Source organism: Candidatus Hydrogenedentota bacterium, assembly GCA_019695095.1.
GTDB lineage: Bacteria > Hydrogenedentota > Hydrogenedentia > Hydrogenedentales > SLHB01 > JAIBAQ01.
The window spans coordinates 1-17,294 of the sequence record JAIBAQ010000033.1 but is presented as its reverse complement, the minus strand read 5'-3'; the positions used below and the strand labels follow the sequence as shown (position 1 = coordinate 17,294).

General features: G+C 58.3%; 13 protein-coding genes. 8 read left to right on the top strand and 5 right to left on the bottom strand.

Annotated features, from left to right (window positions below; all coding sequences use genetic code 11):
• Positions 1 to 360: 360 nt before the first annotated feature.
• The 4 genes from K1Y02_07905 to K1Y02_07890 all read left to right on the top strand — a co-directional run bounded on the left by K1Y02_07905 (position 361) and on the right by K1Y02_07890 (position 5,922).
• On the top strand, positions 361 to 1,032 hold the full coding sequence (locus K1Y02_07905) for an OmpA family protein (protein ID MBX7256272.1): 672 nt from the start codon (positions 361 to 363) through the stop codon (positions 1,030 to 1,032).
• Positions 1,033 to 1,326: 294 nt separating this feature from the next.
• Positions 1,327 to 2,232 (top strand): site-specific tyrosine recombinase XerD, encoded by a 906-nt coding sequence (xerD, locus tag K1Y02_07900; protein ID MBX7256271.1) that lies wholly within the window; start codon positions 1,327 to 1,329, stop codon positions 2,230 to 2,232.
• 53 nt (positions 2,233 to 2,285) lie between these two features.
• Positions 2,286 to 4,505 (top strand): formylglycine-generating enzyme family protein, encoded by a 2,220-nt coding sequence (locus tag K1Y02_07895; protein ID MBX7256270.1) that lies wholly within the window; start codon positions 2,286 to 2,288, stop codon positions 4,503 to 4,505.
• Positions 4,506 to 4,542: 37 nt separating this feature from the next.
• Positions 4,543 to 5,922 carry a DegT/DnrJ/EryC1/StrS family aminotransferase gene (locus K1Y02_07890; protein MBX7256269.1) on the top strand — a complete coding sequence of 460 codons (1,380 nt, stop codon included), beginning with the start codon at positions 4,543 to 4,545 and terminating at the stop codon, positions 5,920 to 5,922.
• 288 nt (positions 5,923 to 6,210) lie between these two features.
• Here K1Y02_07890 and K1Y02_07885 read toward each other — a convergent pair whose 3' ends face one another.
• From K1Y02_07885 to K1Y02_07875, 3 genes are all read right to left on the bottom strand, one after another.
• Positions 6,211 to 7,104: a DUF1559 domain-containing protein gene (locus tag K1Y02_07885; protein MBX7256268.1), complete on the bottom strand. Its 894-nt coding sequence runs from the start codon at positions 7,102 to 7,104 to the stop codon at positions 6,211 to 6,213.
• A 53-nt stretch (positions 7,105 to 7,157) separates the two neighbouring features.
• A complete protein-coding gene (locus K1Y02_07880) occupies positions 7,158 to 7,673 on the bottom strand; it encodes a hypothetical protein (GenBank protein MBX7256267.1) in 516 nt (171 codons plus the stop codon).
• Between the two features lie 157 nt (positions 7,674 to 7,830).
• Positions 7,831 to 8,079, bottom strand: a complete 249-nt coding sequence (locus K1Y02_07875) for a hypothetical protein (protein ID MBX7256266.1) — start codon at positions 8,077 to 8,079, stop codon at positions 7,831 to 7,833.
• 227 nt (positions 8,080 to 8,306) lie between these two features.
• On the opposite strand from K1Y02_07875, the gene K1Y02_07870 reads away from it, so the two are divergent.
• Both K1Y02_07870 and K1Y02_07865 read left to right on the top strand, forming a co-directional pair.
• Complete coding sequence (locus tag K1Y02_07870) at positions 8,307 to 9,119, top strand: AAC(3) family N-acetyltransferase (protein ID MBX7256265.1); 813 nt, start codon at positions 8,307 to 8,309, stop codon at positions 9,117 to 9,119.
• Positions 9,120 to 9,132: 13 nt separating this feature from the next.
• The gene (locus K1Y02_07865) at positions 9,133 to 11,421 is read left to right on the top strand and encodes a hypothetical protein (protein MBX7256264.1); all 2,289 of its coding nucleotides are present in this window, start codon (positions 9,133 to 9,135) and stop codon (positions 11,419 to 11,421) included.
• A 45-nt stretch (positions 11,422 to 11,466) separates the two neighbouring features.
• On the opposite strand, the gene K1Y02_07860 is transcribed toward K1Y02_07865, so the two are convergent.
• Complete coding sequence (locus K1Y02_07860; protein MBX7256263.1) at positions 11,467 to 12,435, bottom strand: SGNH/GDSL hydrolase family protein; 969 nt, start codon at positions 12,433 to 12,435, stop codon at positions 11,467 to 11,469.
• A 389-nt stretch (positions 12,436 to 12,824) separates the two neighbouring features.
• Here K1Y02_07860 and K1Y02_07855 point away from each other — a divergent pair, with 389 nt between their 5' ends.
• Both K1Y02_07855 and K1Y02_07850 read left to right on the top strand, forming a co-directional pair.
• A complete protein-coding gene (locus tag K1Y02_07855) occupies positions 12,825 to 13,544 on the top strand; it encodes a DUF1080 domain-containing protein (GenBank protein MBX7256262.1) in 720 nt (239 codons plus the stop codon).
• A gap of 95 nt (positions 13,545 to 13,639) precedes the next feature.
• Entirely contained in the window at positions 13,640 to 15,172 is a 1,533-nt protein-coding gene (locus tag K1Y02_07850; GenBank protein ID MBX7256261.1) for a long-chain-fatty-acid--CoA ligase, read from the top strand.
• A 98-nt stretch (positions 15,173 to 15,270) separates the two neighbouring features.
• Here K1Y02_07850 and K1Y02_07845 read toward each other — a convergent pair whose 3' ends face one another.
• Complete coding sequence (locus tag K1Y02_07845; protein ID MBX7256260.1) at positions 15,271 to 16,938, bottom strand: hypothetical protein; 1,668 nt, start codon at positions 16,936 to 16,938, stop codon at positions 15,271 to 15,273.
• Positions 16,939 to 17,294 lie beyond the last annotated feature (356 nt).

Here is a 17,294-nt window from a genome sequence, read left to right as displayed (position 1 = left end):
TCTCCTGCGCGAAGAATGCCTTTATTTCCGCGCCACAATTGAACGGCGAATACTACTGAGCATACCGCACGTTGTCAAATTCTCCACACGAAACCGAGCCGCATTGCCTGCCTTTACGCCTTGGCGCAACCACGCGCACGCGCTATGCTCCCCAATAGACGGCTCTTGTGCGAAGCTGGTGGATATGGTAAAATTCGAGGTGTTGGATAAGGCGCCACGCGCCAAACCGTTTTGCCACAAGAATAGATGCCAAGCTCCGCTGTTTTCGCAGTTCTGACAGCCAAACTTGACAGCGTAACCTCTTTGTGGTTAAATGGTAGCTGCAACGTTTTCTGCTAGCGGAAGAAGGAGAAGACCAGTATGAAACATCTCACCATTGCAGTAGTTGCGGTGATGCTGCTCGCGGGCAGCGCAGCCGCTTCTACCTGCGGTCCCAAAGTTTGGGACGACATGTCCTGGTGGTGTCACACCGGGGCAACCCCTGAAGCTGTACCCGACACGGGTGCGGCGATTTGCGACAAAGGCCCGCGTTCCGGTTACTGGTGGTGGCCCAAGGAAGCCGCTTCCAATAACAACGATGAGGAACTGTGGGGCAACCGCGGCGTAGTCTACAACATGTGTCAGGCAACGCCGCCTCCGCCTCCGCCTCCTCCGCCTCCTCCACCTCCACCTCCTCCGGTGAAGCGTGAGAAGACGCTCTTCAACAACGTCCTGTTCGATTTCGACAAGGCCGTGTTGAAGCCCGAAGGTAAAGTTGAAGTGGACAAGGTCATCGCGGAACTCAAGAAGTACCCGAATGACACCATCGCCATCACGGGTCACACCTGCGACCTCGGAAGCGATGCGTACAACCAGGGTCTTGGTCAGCGCCGCGCCGACGCCGTGAAGAAGTACATGGTGGAGAACGGTATTGCGGAAGCCCGTATCACGTCCACAAGCCTTGGTGAAACGAAGCCGGCTGTTGCGAACGACAGTGCTGCTAACCGCAAGCTCAATCGTCGCGCCGAATTCGACATCACCATGAAAGACTAGCGCATAGCAGAAACATCCCGCCCCGGTGAGGCAACTCGCCGGGGCGGTTTCTTTTTACTCCTTGTTTACGATTGGAATTCCACTTATATCTTCCATCTTCAGCCCGAGATCTGGCGGCCTCAACTCGCTTTCACTCCACGGCTTACCGATGCGCTGAGGGTCCAGTGAGTCACCAATTTCAAATCTCAGATTTGAAATTTCAAATCTCTCAGGCCCCTGTCTTCAATCTAAAATCCAGAATCTAAAATCCAAAATCCCCTAGTAATCTATTCCTAATACTGCTAAAATCACCTCATGACCACCACAGACCCAACATCCCCGCTCTCCCCTCTCCTCGACCGATTTATGGAGTCCATCGTCTTCGAGGCGGGGCTGGCCGAGGCCACCCTAAACGCGTATTCCGCCGACCTGTCGGCCTACGTCACGTTTTTGGCGTCCCGTTCTGTTGACGACCCCACGACGATCACACGCGAACTGATTCTCGACCATCTGATTGAACTGCGAAAGAACGGACTATCGGCACGATCGGCAGCGCGCCATCTGAGCGCCATCCGCCGGTTCCACGCTTTCCTGCGCGACGAGCGTATCGTCACCGTTGACCCCACCGAAGGCTTCGATGCGCCACGCCTGAGCCGGACCTTGCCTCACGTGCTTTCCCACGACGAAATCGAGCGGATGATCGCCGCCGTGGACCTCTCGAAGCCTGAGGGCATTCGCGACGCCGCTATCCTTGAGTTGTTCTACTCCTGCGGGTTGCGCATCTCCGAACTCGCAACCGTCCCCTTGCGCAACGTCTCGCTCGAAGAAGGCGCTGTGCGGGTACGAGGCAAAGGCTCCAAGGTTCGGCTGGCGCCGCTCGGATCGCAAGCCGCCTTACGTATTCGCGCGTGGATCGAGATACGTAATCAAGGCCCCGTGAAAGCCGACACGCTCTTCCTCGGAAAGAGCGGCAAGCGCATGAGCCGCTCCAGCGTGTGGCAGGTTGTCAAACGCTATTCACGCGCCGCCAACATTCGGCAGAACGTCACGCCACACATGCTGCGGCACAGCTTCGCCACGCACCTCCTCGATAACGGCGCCGATCTGCGTTCCGTCCAGGAAATGCTGGGCCATTCCGATATCTCTACCACGCAGATTTACACGCACGTCACCACCGACCGGCTTAGCCGCGCCCACAAGCAATTCCATCCGAGAGCGTGAGAGAATTGAAAGGACCTTGACAGCCAAAACCCGCTGAAGGACTTCGCAATCCAATGTGCCCACGCCCCCTGCCACGTATATCTTGTCCATGTCATCCATTCTTTCTCTTCGCCGTCCTTCTTCTCTGCGCGCTCACCGTATTCGGAGAGGCTGCGCCGCTTCGCCTATCGCCTCACTACATCGCCGCGCCACTACCCGATCAATCGCGCGAGGAGTGGTTGCAGGCGCTCAGCGACTACCGTGCAAGCATTCGAGCCACACTCGACCGTTCCATCTACGACCGCCCGGACCTCCAATGGGCCTCGTCCGCGTTCACCTGCCATTTCACATTCATGTACGACCGTTCCTTTTACAGTCCCGATACCGGCGCGTATACGCTTGATTCATTCCTAGGCGACGGGCAACGCGAGTTTGGCGGCTACGATGCCATCGTCTTGTGGCAGGGTTATCCACGCCTCGGTTTCGACGACCGCAATCAAGTCGATATGTACCGTGACATGCCCGGAGGACTTGATGGCCTTCGTGACCTTGTGCGCGGCGCTCGTGCGCGCGGCGTGAAGGTCTTCATCGATTACAATCCTTGGGATACCGGCACACACCGCGAAAACATGCCCGACCAGGACATCGTCGCCGCTCTGATTCGTGATATCGAAGCCGACGGAGTCTTTCTCGATACGATGACCGGCGCGGGTCCCGAATGGAGGAATGCTCTCGACGCAGCCAAGCCGGGTGTCGTTCTCGCTCCCGAGATTCACCCGGAGATTGCTCAACTCTCCGTCTGCAATCTATCGTGGGCGCAGTGGCTCGACGATCCTGTGCCGCCCGGCATGCTCCACCTCAAATGGATCGAGCCTCGCCACATGCAGCACCAAATCCGGCGTTGGGACACCTCCCATGCGCGCGAAATCGAGACGGCCTTCTTTAACGGAAGCGGCGTCCTCGTCTGGGAGAACGTCTTCGGCACGTACAACCCGTGGCCGGACGCCGACCGTGCGTCGTGGCTGCGCGCATCAACGCTCCTCAAACGGTACGCGCCCGTCTTCACCAACGATTCGTGGGGTCCCTTCTATCCAACGCTCCAGCCCGGCCTCTACGCGCACCGTTGGCAAGGTGACGCTATCGACGTCTACACCCTTTACGCCCCTGGAAAAACGCTCACCGATGTTCCAGCGCTCGCGGTGCCGCTGCAAGAAGGCGACACCGTCTGGGACGCATGGAACGGCGAACCTGCACGAGTGTCTCCTTCCGATGCGGCGCAGCCGCCCGTGGTCACCTCTTCGAATGTGGGGCAGCCGCCCTCGGCTGCCGCTTCTGCCCACATTATCTCCACAGTCGCCCCGCTAGGCTGTGTCGCCGTCATTCACGCCAACGCGACACCCGAATCGCGCGCCGCATGGACGCGCCCGCCCACGCCACCGTCACCCAATCCACAGCGCAACGCCCGGCGCTCGGTGATTGACCCCACGCCCATCGCAACCACACCGTATACGCCCGCAAACAAAGTGCCCGATGGCATGGTCCTTGTCCCGGTAAGCGCTTTTCGCATGACCATCACGCACCAACGCCGCGAATGCGGTTGCTACCCCGATCCCGGCACACCACCCGGCAAGTGGCGGGACAATCTTTGGGGGTCGCCGTTTGACGGCACGATTACCCACAACTTCGGCGACGTGTCGGTCCGGGCCTTCTACATTGATGAGACTGAAGTCTCCAACGCGCAGTACGCGGCCTTTCTTGCCGCGACACACTACACGCCCAAGCATCGCGAGAACTTCCTCAAGCATTGGCACGGCGCCGCTCCTCCCGCGGACATCGCGGAATTACCCGTGGTCTATGTCGACATCGACGACGCTCGCGCCTACGCACGATGGGCCGGGAAGCGTTTGCCCACCGAAGCAGAATGGCAACTCGCATCGCAAGGGACGGATGGGCGAAAATGGCCGTGGGGAAATGAGTTCGATCCACGGTTTTGCGTGTGCGACGCCAAGGGACCCATGCCGGTGCGGGCGCTGCCCGAAGGACGCAGCCCATACGGCTGCTACCACATGGCTGGTAACGTGTGGGAGTGGACCGAGAGCGAACGCGACGACGGCCATACGCGATTCGCTATGGTGCGCGGCGGGTCATGGTTTACCGCGAAGGGCAGCGGATGGTACGCTCCTTCTGGTCCGCAACCGTGCGATTCTCATGCGAAGTTTATCCGCATGTGGCCCGGACTCGACCGATGTGCGACAATTGGATTCCGTTGTGTAAAAGACATTCAACCGCAATAGAAGGCGCAGGGGGCGCCTCACGGACTAGGGGGACACGATGAAGAAGGTTCGCGAGAAGGAACAGAAGGCGCTCGCAGGCAGTCAACAAGCCACCACGCGCGTGGCGCGCCGCGGCGAGCCGAAGATCGGCGTCGAGGAATTCATGTCGGTCGCAGAGCGATTCGGTTTGTCGAAATCTACCTTGAAACAGATTCGCGCAATTGTGGCCAAAGAAGACTGGGGCGAGGGACCTTTCTTCGCCAACTACTATTCGCCTCTGAAAGAAACGAAGGTGCAAGCCTTCCAACGGGCCGCGCGCGAACTCTTTAAAGTGAAGTTTGCGCTGGGCACGAGTTCGGGCACCGGCGCGCTGCACAGCGCGATGGTCGCCGCGGGCGTTGGCCCGGGCACGGAAGTCATCTGCCCGGCGATCGGATTCTTCGCCACGTCCGCGTCCGTGGTAACGTCCGGTGGCGTACCCATCTTCTGCGACGTCGATCATTCGTTGCACATGGACCCCAAGAAACTTGAAGCCCTCATCACGCCACGCACGGTTGCCATTGCGCCCACGCATGTCATGGGCGGTGTCTGCGACATGGACCCCATCATGAAGATTGCCCGCAAGCACAAGCTCGTTGTCATAGAAGACTGCGCGCAATCCTGCGGCGCGACCTACAAGGGCAAGCCCGTTGGCACCATTGGCGACATCGGCATCTTCAGCATTGCCGCGTATAAGATAGTCGGAGCGGGCGAAGGCGGTCTCCTCATCTCAAATGACAAGCACCTCTTCGATCGCGCCAATGCACTCGCCGAATGCGGCGGACTGTGGCGTCCGGAACGATTCGCGCTGCCGCGCTACGAAGGTGAAATCTATTGCGGTTCCAACTACCGCATGTCGGAACTCGAAGCAGCCGTCGACGTCGTGCAGATGCGCAAGATGCCCGCGATGATCAAACGATTCCGCGCCGTGAAGAAGAATATGGCCAAGTACTTGAAGACCTACAGAGAGATTCTGCCGCAGAAATCCAACGAGCCTCAGGGCGAGATCGGTTATCTGCTGCGGTTCTTCCCCGAGACCTTTGAGCTCGGCGAACGCCTCGTAAAGTCCCTGCAGAAGGCTGGTATTGCCTGCGGTATGCGCGGCAAGAATGCGGGTCCGGATTGGCACATCTACAGCTACATGTATCCCGTCATGCTTAAGACGAAGGCCACGGAGCACGGCTGCGCATTCCATTGCCCGCATTATGCGGCCAAAGGCGGCAACGTCGAATATGCCCGCGGCGATTGTCCCGTTGCCGATGACCTGTTCGACCGCGTAATCAACATCAACCTGAACCAGTGGTACTCGGCAGCCGATTGTAAAGACCTCGCGACGCGAATGAACGCGGTCTTCTCGAGTTGCTGCACCGAAGACAAGTCGGGCGCGCCGTGGTTGTAAGATAGGGTCTAGGGTCTGGGGTTTAGGGTCTGAGATTCGACACTTGAGGCTCAGATGCCAGGCTGTCGCGAGAGCATCGCATTCTCGCGATGGTCGGTGCATTGCTTCTGGCTTCGTGAAGCTCAGAACTCAAATCTGAGATTTCAAATCTCTTGTAGTCCGGTGCATCGAAGTACGAGTGCAACTCGACTGCATCGGATATGAGAAGTTACGACCATAATGAAGAGAGGCAGCCTCCGCAGGCTGCCTCTCATTGCTTAACGCAAACGACTCTATGCCGGAATCGATTTACACTCCGTCAAACGGTTTGTTGTAACTCCCCAGAGTGCGCGCGCTGTCCATGGTGAACGGGAACCGCGTATCCGGATACCGCACGAACTTCACGTGTCCGTCTAAATAGAGCACGTTGCCTCCGCCCGGAACGTGCGAGAAATCGATTGGCTTCACCGTGGCGTGATCCCACATCAACGGTATTTGGCTCGATGCCATTGACGTTGCTGCAGGATTGTTGATGTCCGAAACCAGGAATCGCTCGATGCCTTCCCGCAACCGGTAGATTGTATCGCCGTTGTTCACTTGAGTCCCCGCAAACGCATCCGATACCGTGAAATCCTCGTCGCTTGCCGCGCCGTTCGTCGCGACGTTCTCCGCAGCCAACTCGCCCCACGGCGTATTCACAAACTCGGGTTCCTCGTGGCGGCCATTGATGCCCGTGCCGAGAGTTCCCAGCAATGGCCCCAGTATGTTCACATCGTCCAGCAGCAACCACCCCGTGTAGTGATACGGTTCCTGACCGATCTCCGTAGGCTCGATGACGCCGTCGCCGTTGCCTTTGCCGCCGTCGTATCGCGAAACGGGGTCCGCGTTCGCGCCCCACGACGGACACCAAATCACGTTGTAGTCGTTGATGTACTCCGGAATCATCGCGGGTCCGTTGAACATCATGTCGCGGTGCAACTGGCCGTTGTACCGAAACACCTGCCGCTGCGGAAACCGGCCCTTGTGTTCGCTCGCGTACATGAACAGCGCAAGGCCCATTTGCTTCAGATTGTTCTGACACGACGCCCGCCTTGCCGCTTCACGCGCGCGCGCCAGCGCCGGCAGCAAAATCGCCGCCAGTATGCCAATTATGGCTATCACCACGAGCAATTCGATTAACGTGAACCCTCGCTTCCCCTTCATTAGCTCTCTATTCCTTCCGCTCCGAAATTCTCGCCTGCCTTCCGCAGACGCGTCTACCGCTGCGTGAACGCAGGCGCCCCCTTCTCGTCGGCAAACCACATTACCGGCCCTTGGTCCGTCACCTGCAAGAAGATGCGTCCTTGGTCATTCTTGTCCCGAAGGGTTATCAACGGTTCCTGATCTTTGATTTGAATGTAGATGCGTCCCTTGTCGTTCGCGTCACGCATGCTGAGCAGCGGCTCCTTGTCGTCCACTTGCATGAAAAACCGCGGCTTCCCTTCCTTGTCGCGTAGCGTGATGATGGAGGTACCATCCGCCGTAACACCGCTCCAAAACCGCGCCACGCCTTTCGAATCCAGTAGCGTCATCCGCGTATTGCCATCCGAATCCACGCCGATTCGCCCGCGCACCACGCCGGTGTTGTCCACCAGACGGAACTCCGGGGCTTCCAGCCCATAGCTGGCCGCCTCGGCTGGCGAGCCCTTCAGCAGATAAACCGTTGCGACTGCCGAAAGGGCGCCTGCGACTACCGCAGTCACCAGGGAAAGTGTCAATTGCCTGTTCACCATGGATATGTCCCTCTTGTATCTCCGGTACAACGTCGCCAGGAGGACATGGTACCCGAGGAGCGCCCGAATGTGAACTTTCGTCCAAAAACAACTGCGCCCGTGAACCGAATCGTCCACGAGCGCGAAAGATCTCCGAAACTACCGGGAAGTCCCCGGGTTATTTCTTGGGTTTAGGTTTGGGCGCAGACGGCCGCGTCTGAATGTCCGTCACGATGAACCGCGGCATGCCGACTTGCTGTCCCGGAGCAAGCTGAGGAACCTCGGAACCGCTGTTGGCCTTCACCAGATTCATGGCCATCGGCGTGGGAGTTCCGCCCGTGCTTCCGATCCAGTACGAGCCCAGAGCGGTCACCACAAGCACCAGCAACGCGCCGGCTAGCAGTCGCGATGTGGGGTGATTTCGCATCGTATCCTCCATGGTCTTTACCTACAGGGTGGCTCGACAGCCATCTTGCATTACATCCAACTAGACGCGCTATTTGCGCACCCTATTCACTATACCCCATCCTTTCCCAGAATGAAAGTCGCGGAATTGGCGAAAACGGCAGCTTGCGTTTTGCGCCCACTCCAAGTCTCGCCGATACAAAACGTGGTCCAACTATGCGTACAATGGAGGTTTACGGGGTAGGTTCCATGTCAGAAGAGCATGTCGTCATTCACTCCAACCGTCCCAACACCGTCGATTCCCTTGCGCACGACTTTCGTGAACTGGGAATTGACCGCTGCGATGTGCTGCTCGTCCATTCTTCGATGGGCAGTATAGGGTGGGTGTGTGGTGCGGCCCAGGCGGTGGTTCTGGCGCTCGAAGAGGCACTGGGGCCGTCCGGCACGTTGGTCATGCCAACCCACTCGACACATCTTTCGGACCCTGCGCCGTGGGGTTCTCCGCCGGTGCCCCGCGAATGGTGGCCGGTTATACGCGAGTCACTACCGGCATACGACCCCGATCTCACGCCCACCCGAAGCATGGGGTCTATTCCGGAGTGTTTCCGCAAGCAAACCGGCGTGGTCCGAAGCGCACATCCGCATGTTTCGTTCGCGGCGCGAGGACCGCATGCATCGGCCGTCGTTTCCGAGCATTCTCTCGCCTATGGGCTTGGCGAGGGCTCTCCCCTTGCCCGCATTTACGAGCTTGACGGCTGGGTGCTTCTCCTTGGCGTGGGACACGAAAACAACACGTCGCTCCACCTCGCGGAGCATCGAGCGGACTACGCAGCCAAACGAGTCGTGACTCAATGGGCTCCGATACGCAAGGATGACCAACGCGTGTGGGTCTCCTTTGACGGTCTCAACTGCGATTCGAGTGACTTTGATTCCCTCGGCCGCGCCTTTAACGAGACCGGACAGGCTGTCTTTGGCAACGCGGGAGCAGCGGCTGCGGTCCTCATGCGACAACGCGCATTAGTCGATTATGCGATTCGTTGGTTCGAGGCCAACCGGACGTAGCGAGGCAAGCGAAATGTCTTATTCATGCAACAGTCCTTATCGTTGGTGTGATTGTCCTGGGCTACGTCGTCTTTACCTTGCCCTATTACTCGCGGCCCTACTCCTTGCCTCAACGCTTGCCTTCGCCGATCCGCTCCGTATCGCCGCCGACCCGGAACATGGGCGTCTTGTCGGCTTTGCGGACCCGCGCAGCGGACATGAATTCGTTGACCTCGCCTTCAAATCGCCACTCTGGTCCGTCGATACCTTGAACGCTACTGTCCCGGGATTCGACGCGGATACCGCAAAGACGTTCAGGGCAGGCCGCTCGTCCGGAGATCCGCAAACGCTCGAATGGGTCTGGTCCGACTTCGGCCTGGCTTCCGCTCCGGACCTGCGGGTCGTCGCGTCGATTGCGCTGGCTGAGGATCAGCCGATGAGCCGTTGGCGGCTCCGCATCGAGAATGCCACCGGCATTCCTATCAAAGCTGTCCACTTTCCGCACATCGAGAACATTGCGCCGCAACCGAACGAAACTCTTGTTGTCCCGATGTGGATGGGCGAACTCACCGGCCAGCCGCGCAAAGCCATGAATGGGGCCGATGGGACTCCCAAACGAAACGAGTGGGGATATCCGGGCATCCTCTCCATGCAATGCCTCGCGCTCTATGACGGGGAAGGCGCCGGGCTCTATGTGGCCTGCAACGATTCGGAAACGCGCCAGAAGCGCTTCGCCGTTTTCGGCAATGGCAAAGGCAGTCTTGGCGTTGAGATCGTCCACCTCCCGGAGAGCGGGGCCGATGCCGCGCGCTATGCCATGCCCTACGATGTCATCCTTGGCGCGTACCAAGGCGACTGGTACACCGCCGCGGAGATGTATCGCGCATGGGCCATCGAGCAGCCCTGGGCCAAGCAAAGCCGGCTAAAGCTCGGGGTCACGCCTGCGTGGGTCACCGATACTGGAATTTGGATTTGGAACCGTGGCAAAGCATCGGGGGTGTTGGAACCTGCCGTAGACCTCTCCGAGCGCTCCCAACTCCCGGTCAGCGTGTTATGGCACTGGTGGCATGGTTGCCCCTACGACGCGGGATTCCCCGAATACCTGCCGCCGCGCGATGGCGACGAGCCCTTCATGCGAGCCTTATCCGCCGCGCAGGCAAAGGGCGTACACGCAATCGTCTACATGAACCAGCGCCTATGGGGTATGACCACGGAAAGCTGGAAGACACAGAACGCCGAGCGGTATGCCGTCAAAGACGCGGAGGGCCACGTACGGCCCGAGGTATACAACATCTTCATGAACGTCCCGTGCGCATCGATGTGCATGGGCACAGCCTTTTGGCGCGACACCTACGCAGGCATTGCGGAGAAGGCCGTGCGGAATTTGGGCGTCGATGGCATCTACATGGATCAGGCGTGTTCAAGCTTAGCCTGCTACGACTCCACGCACGGCCACCCCTTGGGCGGGGGCTCGTACTGGATGAACGGATTCCGCATGCTGCAAGCGGACATTCGCACGAGGTGCGAACCTTCCAAACCCGTGGCGCTGGCTGGCGAGGGTTGCGGCGAGGCCTGGCTCCCTTACCTCGACCTGATGCTCAATCTTCAGGTCAGCACCGAGCGCTTCATGGCTCGCGACCTCTGGGAGCCCGTTCCGTTCTTCCACGCCGTGTATCACGATCACGCGGTGTTCTTCGGCACGTACGGTTCGCTTACCATGCCGCCTTATGACGAGTTGTGGCCCGCAGAATTCGCGCCCGCGGAACCCCTGGGACTTCTCGACAGGAAGTTTTCGCGGCAGTTCATGCTTGAACAGGCACGCACGTTTGTGTGGGGACAACAACCGTCGATCGCGAACTATCGCCCCGACCTCTGCGATTCGCGTGGTGATGAAATGAACTTCGTGTTCAAGCTCGCGCGGATGCACCGGGAGATGAGCAAGTACCTTTTGCGAGGTGCGTACCTTCGTCCCCCTTCATTTCATGCACCTGAAGACGAACTCGATATTTCGCGCCTGTCTATATACGCTGGCCAACGCGAGCATCTCAAAGAATCTCGCAAGACCGTCCCTGTTGTCATGGCGTCAGCGTGGCGCGCGCCCGACGGTGACGTAGCCGTCGCTATCGTGAGCATCACGGGGCAAGAACTTCGCGTATCCATTCCCTTGCCGGAAAAAGACTACGCCATTCCAAGTCATGCGGATATCTTCGCCAACGACGGCACGGCTCGCACGCTCATCGGATACTACAAGGGCGGCGACTATACGCTCGACCTCCACCTGGCTCCACGTGAGGCCCGTGTTATCGAGTTCAACAAGAAATAGCAGGACTCCAAGTCGTTTGCATCTGGGTATTCGACGAATTGCTGCTTACGTCCGTTGCGTCCCCTGCGCATACACCTCGACCATCTCCATTAAGAACAACCTGCGTATTGCGTCGTACCCCCGATCGTTGGGGTCCTCGAGATTATCGTAGTACCAGTAGTGCGGGTCGTCGCTGCGGTAATGGGGCTTCCAAGGCCGCGCGCAATGTACGCCGTGCCCGAGAAAGGCCTCATGCATATCCACGACATGCACATTGGAGTACTTCTCCGCGCACGCCTTGATGATGCGATTGTACTCCGCGAGAATCGCCACGCCGTCCGGCCATTGCGGTAAGCCCGCCGCGGGCGCATCGGCCGATCCGTCGGTCGGATCGTAGATGGTCGCCAGAAAGATGTGACACCCGCCCGGAAACAGTGCGGTGATGCGCTCCAGAATCGTGTGCATGCGCGATTCGAAATTGGCAATCCACGGTTTGGCCTGCTCCATCGTCGCGCCATACATCGCCCCTTCGCGCGGTGGAATGCGCCCGTACATATGGATGAGGTCATTCCCGCCGGTCGTCACCACGACCACGCCCCTGGTGTTCGCGTCGAACGGCGAGAGTCTTGGAATCTGTGATTCGATGCAGTCTATGGAAGTACTTCCGGACACGGACTCGTTGCGCAGCGTCAGCATTGGAAACACTGCCGCGAGTGAACGACCTTGCATGTCGGCGAATTCATCCGGTGGATTCTTCGCCAATCGCTCAACATAGGAGAGTCCCGGTGATGCGCCGTAACCCGCCGTAACGCTGTCGCCCAATCCCAGCAAGACGACAGGGCCGTCCCCCCATGTCTTCTGAAACGGTTCCAGCGGTACGGAAGGCCCTGCCGGGCCACTTCCAATTGGGCGGGACAGATAGTAATGGTAATACCCAAGCGCACCGCCAATCAGGACGGCGGATGCGAGGGCCAATACGGCAATGCGGGGGGCCGAGGTTCGCCGAGTACGGGATTCGTTGGCCAAATCGCTCATGACTGATCTCCGGTGTTGCAGCGCCGCACTCCTGCCTGACCGAGCGCATTCTGAGGTTGCACCTACAGGATGGTCAATTCTCACTGTACTGATCACAATATACTGCGCGTAAGCCGCACCTTCGCGCGTGTGTGTCGGGGAATGCGAATGGAGTATCATAGTCTGGATTTCTCACGAACACACGTGAACATATTCTGTAACCAGTGGAAATGAGAGTCTTGCAGCAAAGAACAGAGCGGATATCCACAGACAGAGTGTGCTCGTGAGGAATCCTCATGGCATAACCTCAAAGTCTTGCACGTGAGCAATTAGCGCCGGTGCGAATTGCGGGATGGGAGGCCGTTAAGGGACTCTGCGGCAGCGTGGATGCGCCCATAAAGGAGAACAGTATGCGCGCAAGTCAGGATCGGAGCAGGGCGGTGAGCCGGGCGGTAATTGCATTGGCCGCGGTGACGACCTGCTGTATGACGGTTTATGCGAAGGACGAGAAGCCCAAGTCGGTGCCCATCGACTTCACGATGAAGTGCAACGTCGACAAAGACGGAAAGACGATGCCGGAAGGGCAGTTTGAAGAGGGCAAGGCTTGGGAGACTTCCGATTTCTATGGACAGGGCAAAGTAACGTTGGAAGGCGATACGGTCGTGATCGGTACGGGTAATGACATGACCGGTATTCGCTGGAAGGGCCCGCTGGCGAAGATGAATTACGAGATCACACTCGAGGCCAAGCGCGTTGAAGGCTCGGATTTCTTCTGCGGTTTGACGTTCCCGTACAACGACGACTTCTGTTCGTTAATTCTCGGTGGCTGGGGTGGCAGGTTGGTGGGGCTATCCTCCTTCGACCATATGGACGCATCTGAAAACGGCTCAGCCACGTGGCGGGATTTCGAGAACGGCAAGTGGTACTCCATCCGTCTTCGGGTCACTCCGAAGAAGATTGAAGCATGGATTGACGAAGAGAACGTGATTGACGAATCGACGGAAGGCCGGAAGATCGGCATTCGATGGGAAGTCGAGAAGTCGTGCCCGTTGGGAATCGCGACTTGGCAGACTACGGGTGCCATACGAAATGTGAGACTGCGCGCGTTTCCGGCAGCCGCGCAACCTTAAACCGGGATCAACGCGGAAGCGTACTGACATAGACGTAACAAGGAAAATCCGGTGCACGATCCGGAGACCCTTGAGCCAGGGGGAGACTGACCACCGTGACTATCACGCACTTACTGGAAGAGCGCGCGTGTTCGCTCAAAGACAAGGCCTTTCTAATATGCGACGGTGAAGAATACTCGTACACGCTCGTGAACGAGATGGCGAACCGCGTTGCGGTCAACTTAGCCGCAAGAGGGGTGAAGAAGGGCGACAAAGTACTGATCGTACTCGGCAACTGTGTCGAGTTCGTGTACCTGATGCTGGGACTGGGGCGCATCGGCGCGCTGATGGTTCCTGTCAATCCGCTTCTGAAACCTCAAGAAATCGCCTACATACTCGACAATAGCGACGCGGAGACACTCGTGACCCTCGCGGATTTCGCGCCGTTGTGCGAACACGCGAAGAAGCTGGTTCCGAGGCTCAAGCACATCTTCATCACCGGCGACGGCGCGGAAGGGTTGGATTGCTTTGATGTGCTGCTGGAGCCGGTGTCCGAATTTCCGGCAATACCCATCACGGCCGAGGACGAGGCGGCGATCATCTACACATCGGGAACTACGGGCACCCCCAAGGGAGTCGTGCTGACTCACCGGAACTATCTGTCAAATACTCGCATGTTGATGCACGTGATTCCCATGGCTCCCGACGATCGTTTTCTCATGGTGCTGCCTCTCTTTCACGTAAATGCTCAGTTGACGTCCGTACTGGTCCCCTTGTCCGCTGGAGCCACGGTCATCATGACGCGCAAGTTTGCGCCGCTTTCCATTCTGCCGTTCATTGAGAAGTATCGCGCTACCGTAATGAGCGCTGTTCCCACGATCTACATGGTTATGTGCCGCATGATGCAGGCAGAGCCAAGAGACATCAGTTCGATTCGTCTGTTCGCGTCGGGCGCGGCTCCACTCCCCGAGAGCATTTACCTCGCCACCCAGGAAATCCTTAAGAAGCCCTTAATCATGGGATACGGCCTGACCGAAGCCACCTGCGCGAGCGCGGTTGCCGACTACCGCGACCCGATTCGATGGGACAGTGTTGGACCGCCCCTGCGCTACACGTCCATTCGTATCGTCGGCGACGACGGGTTTGAAGTTCCGGTCGGCGAGGTGGGCGAGATTCTCATCGCGGGCCCCACCGTGATGAAGGGGTATTACAAGGACCCGGAGGCTACCGCCGAAGTCCTCAAAGGCGGTTGGTTACACACCGGAGATTTGGGGCGTTTCGACGAAGACGGTTATCTCTACATCGTCGGCCGCCTGAAAGACATGATTATCCGGGGCGGGCAGAACATCTACCCTGCTCAGGTGGAGAATGTTCTTTCCGTTATGCCGGGTGTTGAGGAATGCTGTGTTGTGGGCGTGCATGAAGAGCGCTGGGGGCAAGAGGTGTTGGCGGTCGTGAAGCGGGCAAACGGCTCTGCTTTGAGTGAACAGGATGTCATCGAGTATTGCCGTCAGCATCTGGCTACGTATAAGTGTCCACGCTTCGTGGAGTTCATGGATGAACTTCCGAAGACCGCGACAGGCAAGATCAAGAAGCCAGAAATTGCCGAGATGTTCGCCGACTTGGTCAGCCGCAGGAAACCTTCGTAAGAGCAGACTCCGTAAGTGTTCTTGGTCCCTGCAATTGGTTTGATAAAAAACAGATGAGGCGGGTCTTTACAACCCGCCTCATGCGCAAAAGTTAGGCTCTACCTGCGAGGCGCTGGCCGCGCGGGAGCTGCGGGAGCCGCACCCGCCGGGGCATTCTTCGCGGCCTCAGCGGCGGCTTTGCGTGCCTTCTCGGCCTCTTCAAACGCGCGCTTGGCGGTCTCTGCGTCTTTCACCTTGTTCTGCGAAAGCTCAATGAGCTTTGCCTTCTGTTGCCCCTGCGTGCGCGGCGCGTCATCAGGCACAACATTGAGTACCGTTGGAACACCCTTATACGCGTCCACGGCCGCATCGAACTTGTTGTCAGACACAAGCCGGTCACCTTCGTCAATACGGTCTTGCGCCTCGTCGAGCACTTTGTTGATGATGCGGTTGATCATGCGGCGGGCTTCTTCCGAGCCCTCGTTGGCACTGGTTTCTTGTTCCTTAAACTCGTCGCCAACCTGCGAGAACACCACAATGGCCGTACGGAAATTCGCGAGCGCCCGCTCATTCTGGTTGTCGGTCATATCAATCTCGGCCTTCTTCATAACGCTCTGACCGGCGGCAACGGTTTCCATGGCGAGCTTCAAGCGCTGGTCGCGCTCGGTAATCGCGACCTGCGTGCTATTGATCATCTTTGCCGCTTCTTGATTCGATTGATCGAACTCAAGGGCCTTCGTGAAATTGCCTAGAGCGTTTTGAAGCGTATCGTTGGGCGCATCCTTGTTGGAAGCCAGTTGAAACAAGCGATTGCCTTCGCTCATGTAATGCTGAGATAGCTTCTTGAGAATCCGGTCACGCTCGTTTCCGCTGTATTGCAGCGCCGATGTCCACTCCGACACGCCGCGCTCACGGCCTTTCTTGTCGCCGGTAGCGTAGAACGCGTCCGCGATACGCTCATAATCGCCGAGCAGGGTGGACCGCTGCTTCGCAAACTGGTCGTAGACGCGCTCGGCCTCCTTCACGTTCTTCTTGACCTTGAGCAGATACTCAATCTGATCGACCAGATAGCGGGTCAACGCCTGGTCGGAAGGCTTTATGTCCGCCGAGTCGCCTTCGGGAAGCAGCACGGTGTACCAAACATCGGATACGGCCTGCACGGCATCGTTAAAGAACACCTGGCCGCCTTGCTTCAAGAATCCGTCGTACCCCAGCCCGCGCTTGTAGTCCGAGGCGATTAAGGTGCGCGCGTCGCCGTGCAGTTCGTCGGCCTTGGTGAAGTACAAGGTGGGGTTTCGCACGTATTCGAGACGCGTGCGACGCGTACGGTAGGTGTATCCGGTGATGTGTTCGTCAATATCCTTTTCGATGAGCTCCAGCGTCTGCTGCGAAGCGGCATCGTTTTCGTAGGCGTACGGAAGGCAGACATCGGCAACGAGACCTGCCAGGACTCCCATGCGAAATGCGAAGTAGCTGCCCGCGCCAAATTTACGCGCTTCGCGAAGCAGTTGAATCTGGGTACCGATCGCATTGACGACTTCCGCCTTCGATCCCAGGGGAACGTCTCCGCCCAGCACGTCCAGATTGGCCAGCGCACCTCGGATGACGTCCGGCTCATAGTCCACGTTGACATTCTTAAAGGGGTTGTTAAAGGACTGCTCCAGCACCTGGAAGCTAGTTCCCACGATGGCACGCTTGGAGGTTGGTCCCCAAGCATACGCCGACAATGGGAGGATACCCGCAAATGCCGCGATCGCCATGACCTTCAGAACACTACCACGCCCCATGATTATCCTCTCTGTCATGTTACCCGATCCGCCGTGGTATCACCGGCGGACGATATACCAAGCATTCTCGCGTCACGCTCGCTTACTGCCGGAATTGCGTACTTTCCGGAGCCCCAACACAGCTACTGTCACGCGTCTACCTTTGTTTCGCGCACACCAATCCCGGATCCTATCCGGAATTTCCAAGTATTATGGACGTACGAAAGGTCAAAAGTACAGAGGCATCCCTCCGGCCCGCAGCGCATGCAAGACCGGACTCCGGCGCTCTGCCCAAATCCCTTTCCCGCACAAGGGCACCCCCCTTTTTCGTGTTCTGGCCTACCCTACGTTTCTGGAGTCGCTTCGTTCGCTACCTG

Coding starts and splice junctions, on each gene's coding strand:
- K1Y02_07905 (MBX7256272.1), top strand. CDS start 361: ATGAAACATCTCACCATTGCAGTAGTTGCGGTGATGCTGCTCGCGGGC.
- xerD (MBX7256271.1), top strand. CDS start 1,327: ATGACCACCACAGACCCAACATCCCCGCTCTCCCCTCTCCTCGACCGA.
- K1Y02_07895 (MBX7256270.1), top strand. CDS start 2,286: ATGTGCCCACGCCCCCTGCCACGTATATCTTGTCCATGTCATCCATTC.
- K1Y02_07890 (MBX7256269.1), top strand. CDS start 4,543: ATGAAGAAGGTTCGCGAGAAGGAACAGAAGGCGCTCGCAGGCAGTCAA.
- K1Y02_07885 (MBX7256268.1), bottom strand. CDS start 7,104: ATGAAGGGGAAGCGAGGGTTCACGTTAATCGAATTGCTCGTGGTGATA.
- K1Y02_07880 (MBX7256267.1), bottom strand. CDS start 7,673: ATGGTGAACAGGCAATTGACACTTTCCCTGGTGACTGCGGTAGTCGCA.
- K1Y02_07875 (MBX7256266.1), bottom strand. CDS start 8,079: ATGCGAAATCACCCCACATCGCGACTGCTAGCCGGCGCGTTGCTGGTG.
- K1Y02_07870 (MBX7256265.1), top strand. CDS start 8,307: ATGTCAGAAGAGCATGTCGTCATTCACTCCAACCGTCCCAACACCGTC.
- K1Y02_07865 (MBX7256264.1), top strand. CDS start 9,133: ATGTCTTATTCATGCAACAGTCCTTATCGTTGGTGTGATTGTCCTGGG.
- K1Y02_07860 (MBX7256263.1), bottom strand. CDS start 12,435: ATGAGCGATTTGGCCAACGAATCCCGTACTCGGCGAACCTCGGCCCCC.
- K1Y02_07855 (MBX7256262.1), top strand. CDS start 12,825: ATGCGCGCAAGTCAGGATCGGAGCAGGGCGGTGAGCCGGGCGGTAATT.
- K1Y02_07845 (MBX7256260.1), bottom strand. CDS start 16,938: ATGGGGCGTGGTAGTGTTCTGAAGGTCATGGCGATCGCGGCATTTGCG.